This is a genomic window from Enterobacter sp. Crenshaw, assembly GCF_024734705.1.
Lineage (GTDB): Bacteria > Pseudomonadota > Gammaproteobacteria > Enterobacterales > Enterobacteriaceae > Enterobacter > Enterobacter asburiae_B.
The window spans coordinates 1,042,980-1,055,398 of the sequence record NZ_CP102932.1 but is presented as its reverse complement, the minus strand read 5'-3'; the positions used below and the strand labels follow the sequence as shown (position 1 = coordinate 1,055,398).

The 12,419-nt window shown below is 53.4% G+C and carries 13 protein-coding genes; 8 read left to right on the top strand and 5 right to left on the bottom strand.

The window, feature by feature from the left end:
• Positions 1 to 62: 62 nt before the first annotated feature.
• Positions 63 to 716 (bottom strand): multidrug efflux transporter transcriptional repressor AcrR, encoded by a 654-nt coding sequence (gene acrR, locus NWV12_RS04915; protein ID WP_033144791.1) that lies wholly within the window; start codon positions 714 to 716, stop codon positions 63 to 65.
• A 141-nt stretch (positions 717 to 857) separates the two neighbouring features.
• Here acrR and acrA point away from each other — a divergent pair, with 141 nt between their 5' ends.
• The 6 genes from acrA (at position 858) to NWV12_RS04885 (ending at position 7,695) form a co-directional block, all read left to right on the top strand.
• The gene (gene acrA / locus NWV12_RS04910) at positions 858 to 2,051 is read left to right on the top strand and encodes a multidrug efflux RND transporter periplasmic adaptor subunit AcrA (protein ID WP_029741963.1); all 1,194 of its coding nucleotides are present in this window, start codon (positions 858 to 860) and stop codon (positions 2,049 to 2,051) included.
• A 22-nt stretch (positions 2,052 to 2,073) separates the two neighbouring features.
• Entirely contained in the window at positions 2,074 to 5,220 is a 3,147-nt protein-coding gene (acrB, locus tag NWV12_RS04905; protein WP_029741964.1) for a multidrug efflux RND transporter permease subunit AcrB, read from the top strand.
• A 511-nt stretch (positions 5,221 to 5,731) separates the two neighbouring features.
• Positions 5,732 to 6,106: an Hha toxicity modulator TomB gene (tomB, locus tag NWV12_RS04900; RefSeq protein WP_008499288.1), complete on the top strand. Its 375-nt coding sequence runs from the start codon at positions 5,732 to 5,734 to the stop codon at positions 6,104 to 6,106.
• Positions 6,107 to 6,133: 27 nt separating this feature from the next.
• On the top strand, positions 6,134 to 6,352 hold the full coding sequence (locus tag NWV12_RS04895; RefSeq protein ID WP_008499287.1) for an HHA domain-containing protein: 219 nt from the start codon (positions 6,134 to 6,136) through the stop codon (positions 6,350 to 6,352).
• A 205-nt stretch (positions 6,353 to 6,557) separates the two neighbouring features.
• Entirely contained in the window at positions 6,558 to 7,109 is a 552-nt protein-coding gene (gene maa / locus NWV12_RS04890; RefSeq protein WP_023310599.1) for a maltose O-acetyltransferase, read from the top strand.
• A 118-nt stretch (positions 7,110 to 7,227) separates the two neighbouring features.
• The gene (locus NWV12_RS04885) at positions 7,228 to 7,695 is read left to right on the top strand and encodes a YlaC family protein (RefSeq protein ID WP_023310598.1); all 468 of its coding nucleotides are present in this window, start codon (positions 7,228 to 7,230) and stop codon (positions 7,693 to 7,695) included.
• On the opposite strand, the gene NWV12_RS04880 is transcribed toward NWV12_RS04885, so the two are convergent.
• On the bottom strand, positions 7,667 to 9,127 hold the full coding sequence (locus tag NWV12_RS04880) for a PLP-dependent aminotransferase family protein (RefSeq protein ID WP_048978928.1): 1,461 nt from the start codon (positions 9,125 to 9,127) through the stop codon (positions 7,667 to 7,669). The genes NWV12_RS04885 and NWV12_RS04880 overlap by 29 nt on opposite strands.
• 101 nt (positions 9,128 to 9,228) lie before the next feature.
• Between NWV12_RS04880 and NWV12_RS04875 the strand changes: the two genes are divergently transcribed.
• Positions 9,229 to 9,939 (top strand): GNAT family N-acetyltransferase, encoded by a 711-nt coding sequence (locus NWV12_RS04875; RefSeq protein ID WP_048978929.1) that lies wholly within the window; start codon positions 9,229 to 9,231, stop codon positions 9,937 to 9,939.
• On the opposite strand, the gene ykgO is transcribed toward NWV12_RS04875, so the two are convergent.
• Positions 9,936 to 10,076, bottom strand: coding sequence for a type B 50S ribosomal protein L36 (gene ykgO / locus NWV12_RS04870; protein WP_003859006.1), 141 nt, complete (start codon positions 10,074 to 10,076; stop codon positions 9,936 to 9,938). The genes NWV12_RS04875 and ykgO overlap by 4 nt on opposite strands.
• Positions 10,077 to 10,078: 2 nt before the next feature.
• Entirely contained in the window at positions 10,079 to 10,339 is a 261-nt protein-coding gene (locus NWV12_RS04865) for a type B 50S ribosomal protein L31 (RefSeq protein ID WP_010428154.1), read from the bottom strand.
• A gap of 219 nt (positions 10,340 to 10,558) precedes the next feature.
• Here NWV12_RS04865 and NWV12_RS04860 point away from each other — a divergent pair, with 219 nt between their 5' ends.
• A complete protein-coding gene (locus NWV12_RS04860) occupies positions 10,559 to 12,124 on the top strand; it encodes an EAL domain-containing protein (protein ID WP_047061248.1) in 1,566 nt (521 codons plus the stop codon).
• On the opposite strand, the gene NWV12_RS04855 is transcribed toward NWV12_RS04860, so the two are convergent.
• Entirely contained in the window at positions 12,117 to 12,389 is a 273-nt protein-coding gene (locus tag NWV12_RS04855) for a metal-sensing transcriptional repressor (RefSeq protein ID WP_023310594.1), read from the bottom strand. The two genes, NWV12_RS04860 and NWV12_RS04855, sit on opposite strands and share 8 nt — an antisense overlap.
• Between the last annotated feature and the right edge of the window lie 30 nt (positions 12,390 to 12,419).

Sequence of the window (12,419 nt, the reverse complement as noted above, 5' to 3'; positions counted from 1 at the left end):
TCACGCTCGCTGAAAGCAGAATAGCGCGAACGTTATCCTCTGAGATAAATCCTGGAAAGGGATCAGGCCGTTAGCGAAGGCGCGTCGCTGCGCAGCGTGGGGCAGAGCTGTAGCATTTCCAGTAAAATCGCCACGTAGCTGCGGGCTTCCTCTTTGAGGTCAAAGGATTGCGGCGAGAAAAGCCAGTTTTCCATCAGACCTGAAATGTAGCTGCGCATCAGGATTGCCGCCCGTCGGGTCAAGAGATTGGCCGGTAAGAGTTTTGCCTGCATACACAGGTTCAGATTCTGTTCAATACGATCATAGCTCTCCAGGCTAAGGCTGCGTTGCGCCTGCTGCACCACCGCCATCTCGCCCACGAACTCGCATTTATGAAAAATAATCTCCATCATTAATCTGCGACGTTCTTCAACTACCGTTGCTTCAAGGATATATACTAATATTTCTCTCAATACTGAGAGTGGATCGTCAGGGAATTTTGCCCGATACTCACTCTCGAGATCGCTAATGCTGGACTCTGAAAGCTCCCAGATTTCACTGAACAGATCTGACTTATCTTTAAAATGCCAGTAAATCGCTCCTCGCGTCACACCGGCAGCCTGAGCAATCTGCGCCAGCGAGGTGGATGAAACACCCTGCTGCGAGAACAAACGTATTGCCACATCCAGAATGTGTTGTCGGGTTTCCAGCGCTTGTTGTTTAGTTTTTCGTGCCATAGGTGGGTGAATTTACAGGAGTCAGATTTACATACATTTGTGAATGTATGTACCATAGCATGACGATAATATAAACGCAGCAATGGGTTTTTAGACTCAGGACCCTTGATCAATTTGAAATCGGACACTCGAGGTTTACATATGAACAAAAACAGAGGGTTAACGCCTCTGGCGGTCGTTCTGATGCTCTCAGGCAGCTTAGCGCTAACAGGATGTGACGACAAACCAGCTCAACAAGGAGCTCAGCAGGCGCCAGAAGTAGGCGTCGTGACGCTCAAATCTGAACCTCTACAAATCACCACCGAATTACCAGGCCGTACCAATGCTTACCGCATTGCGGAAGTGCGTCCTCAGGTTAGCGGCATTATCCTGAAGCGTAACTTCACCGAAGGTGGTGATGTGAAAGCCGGTGAGTCTCTGTATCAGATTGATCCAGCAACCTATCAGGCCTCTTATGAAAGTGCGAAAGGCGACCTGGCGAAAGCACAAGCCGCGGCCAAAATTGCTCAGCTGACGTTGAACCGCTACCAAAAGCTGCTCGGTACCAAGTACATCAGCCAACAGGATTACGATACCGCTCTGGCCGATGCACAGCAGGCTAACGCGGCCGTGGTGGCAGCCAAAGCGGCCGTCGAAACCGCGCGCATTAACCTGGCCTATACCAAAGTGACCTCCCCTATCAGCGGTCGTATTGGTAAATCTTCCGTCACGGAAGGGGCGCTGGTGCAGAACGGTCAGACCAATGCGCTGGCAACCGTGCAGCAGCTTGATCCGATCTACGTTGACGTGACGCAGTCCAGCAACGATTTCCTGCGCCTGAAACAGGAGCTGGCTAACGGCACCCTGAAACAGGAAAACGGCAAAGCCAAAGTGGAGCTGATTACCAATGACGGTATCAAGTTCCCGCAGGAAGGTACCCTGGAATTCTCTGACGTGACGGTCGACCAGACCACCGGTTCCATCACCTTACGTGCGATTTTCCCGAACCCTGACAAAAATCTGCTGCCAGGTATGTTCGTTCGCGCGCGTCTGGAAGAAGGAACGAATCCAACCGCACTTCTGGTTCCACAGCAGGGTGTGACCCGTACGCCACGCGGCGATGCGAGCGCGCTGGTTGTTGGGGCTGATGACAAAGTCGAAACGCGCAATATCACCGCCACTCAGGCGATTGGCGATAAATGGCTGGTGACGGAAGGTCTGAAAGATGGCGATCGCGTGATTGTTACTGGTTTGCAAAAAGTTCGTCCTGGCGCGCAGGTTAAAGCACAGGAAGTGAAATCTGACGATAAACAACAAGCTTCGGCCGCTGGCCAGTCAGAACAAACCAAGTCTTAACTTAAACAGGAGCCGTTAAGACATGCCTAATTTCTTTATCGATCGCCCCATATTTGCGTGGGTGATCGCCATAATCATCATGCTGGCCGGGGGACTTGCGATCCTGAAGCTGCCTGTCGCGCAATATCCAACGATTGCGCCACCGGCGGTGACAATTTCCGCAACCTACCCGGGGGCTGATGCGAAAACGGTGCAGGACACCGTCACCCAGGTTATCGAACAGAACATGAACGGTATCGATAACCTGATGTACATGTCCTCAAACAGTGACTCCACCGGTACGGTGCAGATCACCCTGACCTTCCAGTCAGGTACGGATGCTGACATTGCGCAGGTTCAGGTGCAGAACAAACTGCAGCTGGCAATGCCTTTGCTGCCGCAGGAAGTACAACAGCAGGGTGTGAGCGTCGAGAAATCGTCCAGTAGCTTCCTGATGGTTGTCGGCGTTATCAACACCAACGGCACCATGACGCAGGAGGATATTTCCGACTACGTGGGCGCCAACATGAAGGACGCCATCAGCCGTACTTCCGGTGTGGGTGACGTGCAGCTGTTCGGTTCCCAGTACGCGATGCGTATCTGGATGGATCCGAACAAGCTGAACAACTTCCAGCTGACGCCGGTTGACGTGATCAGCGCGATTAAAGCGCAGAACGCCCAGGTAGCGGCCGGTCAGTTAGGCGGTACGCCGCCGGTGAAAGGCCAGCAGCTTAACGCCTCGATCATCGCGCAGACCCGTCTGACCTCTGCCGATGAATTCAGCAAAATTCTGCTGAAGGTGAATCAGGACGGTTCGCAGGTTCGCCTGCGCGACGTGGCGAAAGTTGAGCTGGGCGGTGAGAACTACGACATCATCGCGAAGTTCAACGGTAAACCGGCTTCCGGTCTGGGTATCAAACTGGCGACAGGCGCTAACGCCCTGGACACCGCCACGGCGATCCGCGCAGAGCTGAAGAAGATGGAACCGTTCTTCCCGTCAGGTCTGAAAATCGTTTACCCGTACGACACCACGCCGTTCGTCAAAATCTCGATTCATGAAGTGGTTAAGACGCTGGTTGAGGCGATCATCCTGGTATTCCTGGTGATGTACCTGTTCCTGCAAAACTTCCGCGCGACGCTTATCCCAACGATTGCCGTGCCGGTGGTATTGCTCGGGACCTTTGCGATCCTGTCGATATTTGGCTACTCGATAAACACCCTGACGATGTTCGGGATGGTGCTCGCCATCGGCCTGCTGGTGGATGACGCCATCGTCGTGGTCGAGAACGTCGAGCGTGTGATGGCGGAGGAAGGTCTGCCGCCGAAGGAAGCGACCCGTAAATCAATGGGCCAGATCCAGGGCGCGCTGGTCGGTATCGCGATGGTGCTGTCTGCGGTATTTATCCCGATGGCCTTCTTCGGGGGCTCTACCGGTGCGATTTACCGCCAGTTCTCCATTACCATCGTTTCCGCGATGGCGCTGTCGGTGCTGGTGGCGTTGATCCTGACCCCTGCCCTGTGTGCCACCATGCTGAAGCCGATTCAGAAAGGCGGTCACGGCGAGCACAAAGGGTTCTTCGGCTGGTTTAACCGCATGTTCGATAAGAGCACGCATCACTACACCGACAGCGTGGGTAACATCCTGCGCAGCACCGGTCGTTACCTGCTGCTCTATATCATCATCGTGGTGGGCATGGCCTTCCTGTTCGTTCGTCTGCCAAGCTCGTTCCTTCCAGATGAAGACCAGGGCGTGTTCCTGACGATGGCACAGCTTCCGGCGGGTGCCTCGCAAGAGCGTACCCAGAAAGTGCTGGATGAAGTGACGGACTACTATCTCACCAAAGAGAAAGACAACGTTGAGTCCGTGTTTGCGGTTAACGGCTTTGGCTTTGCGGGTCGTGGTCAGAACACCGGTATTGCCTTCGTTTCTCTGAAAGACTGGTCTGAACGTCCGGGCGAAAAGAACAAGGTTGAAGCCATCACCGGTCGTGCAATGGGCACCTTCTCGCAGATTAAAGATGCGATGGTCTTTGCCTTTAACCTGCCAGCGATTGTTGAACTGGGTACCGCGACCGGCTTCGACTTCCAGCTGATTGACCAGGGCGGTCTGGGCCACGAGAAACTGACGCAGGCGCGTAACCAGCTGTTTGGTGAAGTCGCTAAACACCCTGACCTGCTGGTCGGCGTGCGTCCAAACGGCCTGGAAGATACGCCACAGTACAAGATCGATATCGACCAGGAGAAAGCTCAGGCGCTGGGCGTATCCATCAGTGACATCAACACCACGCTGGGCGCTGCCTGGGGCGGTAGCTACGTTAACGACTTCATCGACCGCGGTCGTGTGAAGAAAGTGTACGTGATGTCCGAGGCGCAGTACCGTATGTTGCCTAACGATATCAACAGCTGGTTCGTGCGCGGCAGCAATGGTCAGATGGTACCGTTCTCGGCGTTCTCAACCTCACGCTGGGAATACGGTTCGCCGCGTCTGGAACGCTATAACGGTCTGCCATCGATGGAGATCCTGGGTCAGGCTGCTCCGGGCCGAAGCACCGGTGAAGCCATGAACCTGATGGAAGAACTGGCAAGCAAACTGCCTGCGGGTATCGGCTATGACTGGACCGGTATGTCCTATCAGGAACGTCTGTCCGGTAACCAGGCTCCAGCCCTGTACGCCATTTCACTGATTGTGGTCTTCCTGTGTCTGGCGGCACTGTACGAGAGCTGGTCGATTCCGTTCTCCGTTATGCTGGTGGTTCCGCTCGGGGTTATCGGTGCGCTGCTTGCGGCAACGTTCCGTGGACTGACCAACGACGTTTACTTCCAGGTAGGCCTGCTGACAACCATTGGCTTGTCGGCGAAGAACGCGATACTTATCGTTGAATTCGCCAAAGATCTGATGGAGAAAGAAGGCAAAGGTCTTATTGAGGCGACGCTTGAAGCGGTTCGTATGCGTCTGCGCCCAATCCTGATGACGTCGCTGGCGTTTATCCTCGGCGTACTGCCGCTGGTTATCAGCTCCGGCGCAGGCTCCGGCGCGCAGAACGCGGTAGGTACAGGCGTGATGGGCGGTATGGTTACCGCGACCGTACTGGCTATCTTCTTCGTACCGGTGTTCTTCGTGGTGGTTCGCCGCCGCTTTAGCCGCAAGAATGAAGATGTTGAACACAGTCATTCGGTAGAACCTCACTGATACCGGTTCCACATGATAAAAAGGCCGCATTAGCGGCCTTTTTCATTTTCAGAAAAAATCATAAATTACGCTTATTGTGGCTCTATTTATTTTCTGCCATCTTAAATAGACATATCATAATTAACTGATACCTTAATCGGTGAATTCAGGATTTTTTTAATTTCATTTCCCCGCTTAAGCTATTAGGAATATTCCTAATAAGAAGTTCTTACAAAGATAAGTCTGAATCTGAACTTTTCTCATCATTTTTGCTAAGCCGATGAAACGTAAGGAAGGGATAAAACCCCGTCGTTAATTTGGATAAAAACGTTGAGTCCAGGGTGACCATTTGCGTACACGCTCCCAGCCTGCGGTTTTTATTTGTAATTTTTCGTAATAGCGCGGTGAAATCCAGGAAGGAGTGGCTTATAGTTAGGTTATCAGGAACACAGCACTCATGTAGCTAAGTCAGTTGTATCCATCCCGACAATGATGTTCGGTGAGTAAGAAATCACTCAGAAGGGGATGCGCTATGGACGAGTACTCGCCAAAAAGGCATGATATCGCGCAGTTGAAATTTCTCTGCGAATCCTTGTACCATGACTGCCTTGCCAATCTTGATGAAAGTAACCATGGCTGGGTAAACGACCCAACGTCTGCCATCAATTTACAGTTGAATGAGCTGATAGAGCATATCGCAACCTTCGCACTTAATTATAAAATTAAGTACAATGAAGATAATAAGCTCATTGAGCAAATTGATGAATACCTGGACGACACCTTTATGTTGTTCAGCAGTTACGGCATTAACGCTCAGGATTTGCAAAAATGGCGTAAATCGGGAAATCGGCTATTCCGCTGTTTCGTCAACGTGAGCAGAGCTAACCCGGTGAGTCTTTCCTGTTAAAATTATTACAATTACTAAGGTGAATTTATGTCTGATAAACCACTCACAAAAATCGATTATTTGATGCGCTTACGACGTTGTCAGTCAATTGACACGCTTGAGCGCGTCATTGAAAAGAATAAATACGAGCTTTCTGATAATGAGCTGGCGGTATTTTATTCAGCCGCTGACCATCGTCTTGCTGAACTGACAATGAATAAGCTGTATGACAAAATCCCTACTTCTGTGTGGAAATTTGTCCGTTAATCTTTGAAGGGTGTCTGTAGAGTTCTACGCCTCGTTCTGAGTATTTACCTGTCCCGTTATGCTCCCTGTGCCCAGGCCAGGCCTCCGTGTAAAACGTGTTCATCAGCAGCAATGTTGTGACGTCAGTCACATCGGCTTTTCGGGAACGTTCCCCTTCTGGCCTGTTCCGATTACCCTTCGGTAATAACATCCAGAGAGGTTTCCAATGAGCTTAGAAAAACAGAAAATGATTGCCGGTGAACATTACCGCCCCGGCGATGAGACGTTACGGGCTGACCGACTGCGGGCCCGCCATCTGGTTTACCGCTATAACCACACCGCGCCTGATGAAAAAACAGAACGCCAGAACATTCTGGCGGAACTTCTGGGACAAAGCGCAGGTGCTTATATTGAGCCGAGCTTCCGCTGCGACTATGGATATAACATTTATCTGGGCAAAAACTTTTACGCTAACTTCGACTGCGTGATGCTGGATGTCTGCCCTGTGCATATTGGCGATAACTGCATGCTCGCGCCGGGTGTTCATATTTATACGGCTACCCATCCCCTGGACGCGGAAGAACGAAACAGCGGCGTGGAGTTTGGAAAACCCGTCAATATTGGCAATAACGTCTGGATTGGCGGCAGGGCAGTCATTAACCCTGGCGTCACCATTGGTGATAATGTGGTCGTGGCCTCCGGCGCCGTCGTGACGAAAGACGTCCCGGCTAACGTCGTCGTTGGCGGCAATCCGGCAAAAATCATCAAAACGCTGTGAGGTTGCGGAGGAGTCAACTGTTATAGTCTTTTAGCGCCAGACTGTTACTTTTTTCAGCCTGATGGCTCCCCTAAAATTGGCAGACCCCCTGTATTGTCAACTCTTATGAAGGCAAAAAATGACCGAGATACAGCGCCTGCTTACCGCCACCATCGACGATCTTAACCTCCGCGAAAAGCGCGACAATCGCCCGCGCTTTAGCATTAGCTTTATTCGCAAACATCCTGGACTGTTTGTCGCCATGTATGCCGCCTGGCTGGCGACGCTTATTGTGATGCTGAAGTCCGAAACGCTGGTGGACTCCGTCTGGCTGCTGGTTGTACTGTTTGTCGTCTTTAACGCCTTTTTCTTTTTCGACGTGAATCCGCGCTACCGTTACGAAGATATCGACGTGCTCGATTTCCGGGTCTGCTATAACGGCGAATGGTACAACACGCGTTACGTGCCAGAGGAGCTGATCGAAAACATCATGCACTCTCCGGCGGTTGAAGCCGGGCAAAAAGAGAAGCTGCAGAAAATGGTCTCCACCAAAGGTCAGCTCTCATTCTATGATGTTTTTACCCTTTCCCGCCCTGCTGCTGCGTAATTAACGCCTGCAGGCGTCGGATCCCCGGCGCAAACTGAGAAGCAGAGGTATTGCCGTAACCTAAAACCAGACCGGTTTGCCCCTGCTTCGCCTCCAGGTAGTACCCGCTCAGCGCAGCGGGTGCCAGCTGAAACGCCCTCGCCTGCTCCACCAGCTTCTGGTCGTCAATACCGTCTATCGCCAGCGTCAGATGCATTCCCCCTTCGCCTGCCAGAATGCGATGCGGAGAATGAAGCTCTGCGCTCAGCACCTCCCGCAGCTGGCGGTAGCGTTTACGGTAGAGCCGACGCATGGCGGCAAGATGACGGGCATAGTGACCTTCTTCAATGAACAGCGCCAGGGTACGCTGCTCCGCACGATGCCCTCCGCGCAACAGCGAGCCGATGGCCGGGCGAGCCGCTTTCGCCAGCGCTGGCGGTAGCACCATGAACCCCATTCTGAGCGAGGGAAACAGCGTTTTACTGAACGTCCCCAGATACACAACGGGCGCATTGTTGACCATTCCCAGCATCGCCGGTACGGGCTCACCGGCATAGCGGAACTCGCTGTCGTAATCGTCTTCAATGATCCACGCGTTATGCTGCCGGGCCAGCTCCAGCAGCGCCAGCCGCCGCCGCGCGCTGAGCACGCTCCCGTAAGGGAACTGATGCGAAGGTGAGGTAAAAATCATTGAGGGCGCAGGCGCATCCAGCCCTTCCCAGCACATTCCCTCGTCATCTACCGGTATTCCCGTCATTGCCAGGCCAGTTTTAACAAACGCACTCTTTGCCCCGCTATAGCCGGGGTTTTCTACCCAGGCGACATCGGCAGGCTCGCTTAACAGCATCGTGCAGAGGTTGACGCCTTCAAGCGCCCCTTCGGTTATCACAATCTGGCTGGCGTCGCAGTCGATACCGCGGGACAGGGCGAGATGCCGGGCAATCGCGGCGCGCAGCGACGGCTCGCCGGCCGGGTCGCCATAGCCTAACAGGGCGCTTCCCTCCTCGCGCAGGACACGATCGTACAATCGCCGCCACAGCGGCAAGGGGAAATAGTTAATGGCAGGCGTTCCCGGCGTAAACGCCATCACCGGGGTGTCGCGCGGCACGGGCGCGGGCAGCAGGGCGACCCGTTTTGTCAGACTGACGTCAGGATCCGGCAATGTCCGGGCAATCGTACGATGAGCGAATTGCCCCACCCGCGTCCCCTGACGGTTACGCAGTAAATAACCTTCGAGCGTGAGCTGGTCCAGCGCCGCATTGACCGTGTTTCGGGAAACCGAGATCTGCTGCGCCAGCGTTCGCGAACCGGGCAGCTGGCTGCCGGACCGAAGCCTTCCGCTCAGTATGGCCTCCCGCAAAGCGAGATAGAGCGCGCGCTGAAGCGTCTCCTGCCCACGCTTTTTCAGCGCAGCATGGAGCAAAGTGTAAAGCTCATCACCCGGTATATTCATCTTCCCTCCTTGTGGTACCAGAAAAACATACCCTGGTGGTTCTTTTTAAGGAACCAGCAATTCACTAATCTGGAGATCTTTTCAACGTCATGGAAATAAAGATGAATACTTTCAACGAGTTTGGACAACCTGTAGGCGAAGCCCTTATCGACTGGCAGCCTCGTCAGCACCCGTCCCGGGTGGTCCTTCAGGGTCACTATTGTCGGCTTGAGCCGCTGCGCGTGGAGCATGCCCACGCGTTGTTCTCCGCCTATTCACTGGCCGAAGATACCCGCAGCTGGACGTGGCTGCTGCGTGAACCCGATGCCACCGCAGAGGAGTTTGCCGACTGGGTGGCGAGCGTAAGTGAGTTATCCGATCCCATCCACTTTACCGTTATGGACAACCGGACCCAGTCTCCTGTCGGGACGCTGTCCCTGATGCGGATCGATCCTAAAAACGGGGTCGTGGAAGTGGGGCACGTTCACTTCTCTCCTCTGTTAAGCCGCACGCCAGGGTCGACAGAAGCGCAGTATCTGCTGATGCGATACGTATTCGATACCCTGGGGTACCGGCGTTATGAATGGAAGTGCAATAGCCTGAACGAACCTTCCCGTAAAGCGGCGCTGCGTCTGGGCTTTCAGTTTGAAGGACGCTTTCGCCAGGCGCTGGTCATAAAAGGCCGTAACCGGGATACCGACTGGTTTTCGATTCTCGACAAAGAATGGCCGGCGCTGGCTAACGCCTTTGAAAGCTGGCTTGCCACCGACAATTTTACTGCCGATGGCAAACAGAAAAGATCCCTGGAAAGCTGGCGAGAAACGCGCGTTTAGCGTCTTTTTTTACGTCCCTGAACCGCCTTAAAGCGCGGATTGGATTTACAAATCACGTATAAGCGTCCCTTGCGTTTGACTATCTGGCAATCCGGGTGACGCTGCTTTGCACTGCGTAATGAGTTAAGTACCTGCATGGTTAGCCCCGCTTCGCATTGAGAAAACCGCCAAAACGCTTACGGAAGCGCGCTGCGCTGCCGTCCGTGGAGAACGTTTTCTGCTTACCGGTATAAAACGGGTGCGATTTTGAAGAAACCTCGATGGTGATGTACGGATACGTTTCACCGTCGAGTTCAATTTCGCGGTCGGTTTTAATGGTTGAGCCGACTTTGAAGTATTCATTAGCGCTGGTGTCGTGGAATACCACGGTGCGATAGGCTGGGTGGATATCGGGTTTCATCGTAAATCCTTTATGTTTTGTTATAACATAACAAAATAATATCCAGGCGAGGTTGAAAAAACAACCCCTCTCTTCTGACGATAATTTCTCGTATGCCTGAGATAAAATGAAAACCATGCCAACCACGTGCTATAACTATATCATTTCGCGGTAAAATCTTTCTTTTCAGGCAGGGAACTCAATGCCCAGGAACGGGCATACGAGGAAGGACACGACAGCATGAAAACCCGACATCTGGTCAGTCTGGTGACTGGCGTACTTATCTTTTCTGTGCTGGTCCCCATTTGCCTGAGCATCTGGCTGGCCCATCGCCAGGCGGAAGATAAATTCGCCGATGCGCTGGATAACTATGCCTCCCGCGTGCTGGTACGCACCGACAGGGTTGTGGATCAGGCAAAAGAAGCGCTCGATCACCTGCAGGCCTTTGAGGGCGTGCCGTGTAGCCCCTTGCAATTGCGGGAAATGCGCCGGGTCGCTTTCTCGTGGCGATATGTCCAGGAAGTGATTTATATCGACAACCTTCGACCGCTCTGCTCCTCCCTGGAGCAAACCAGCCATGCGTCCCCTTTCCCTCCTCCAATGCGCATTACCGAAGATGGTTACAGCGCGTGGCTGACCACGCAAAACGATCTTGGGTTTAACCGCTACATGACGGTGCTGGGAAAAGGCCACTACCTTGTCATGATCGATCCTGCCTCGCTGGTGGACGTGATCCCTTTCGGCGAGATAGCGATTGATGCCGCCCTGGTAGGAAGCGCAACGCACCGCATATTTGCCAGCAGCAGCAAGCTCGACTCTCACATCCGCGACATGGTTCAGGAGCGGGGTGTGAAAAGCGTGCAGTACAACGGTTCAATGTACGTTATGAAGTCTGTACCTGAGCTTGGATTTACCGTCGTTGCATGGGCAACGCTCAAACCGCTGGCTGAAACCTGGCACCGGCAGCTTCTTTTCTGGTTACCGTTCGGCATGTTGATAAGCCTGCTCGCCGCACTGTTTGTCCTGCGGATCCTGCGGCGTATCCAGTCGCCGCGCAATCGCCTGCTTGACGCCATTAACAGCCGGGATTTTGTGGTGCACTATCAGCCCATCGTGGCGCTCTGTAGCGGAAAAATTGTGGGCGCTGAGGCGCTGACGCGCTGGCCACAGCCGGACGGAAGCTGCCTCTCGCCGGATATTTTTGTCCCCCTTGCCGAGCAAACGGGGCTCATCTCGAAGCTGACACAGTTAGTCATCGAAAAGGTGTTTGAAGATATGGGCCACTGGCTGCAACGCTATCCGGATCAGCATATCTCCATTAACCTCGCCCCTGCCGATTTAACCTCCGGCATCCTGCCGCCTCTGCTGAGCCAGCTCCTGAACAAGTGGCAGATCCACCCCCGGCAAATCGCCCTGGAGCTCACCGAGCGCGGCTTTGCCGATCCCAAAATTAGCGCACCGGCTATCGCCGCATTTCGCCGTTCAGGCCACCCTGTCTATATTGATGATTTTGGCACGGGCTATTCCAGCCTGAGCTATCTGCAGGATCTGGACGTCGACACGCTAAAAATTGATAAATCGTTCGTGGATGCGCTGGAGTATAAAAACGTGACGCCGCACATCATTGAAATAGCGAAGTCGCTGAAGCTGGCGATGGTGGCGGAGGGCGTCGAAACCGCAGGGCAACTCGCCTGGCTACACCAACACGGCGTGCAGTACGGGCAGGGGTGGTACTACAGCAAAGCGCTGCCAAAAACGGAATTTATTCTCTGGGCAGAAAATAACCTCGGCACGCACGCTACTTGAGATAGGATTTCATCACCCGCAACACCACGCCAAGATCGGCTTCACGCTGCGCTTCTTCAGGCTCTTTCACCACATGATCGGTTAAATGCCCTTCGATCACCTGCATCATCATGCCATTGACCGCCCCGCGGATCGCCGCCAGCTGCTGTAACACCTCGGCGCATTCGTGATCGCTGTTGAGCATTTTCTCCAGCGCGGTGCTCTGCCCCTGAATTTTCTTCAGGCGAGTCAGTAACATCTTCTTGTCTCGAACGGTATGTGACATCTCTGTATCCCTTATTTTTTGGCTTTTAAA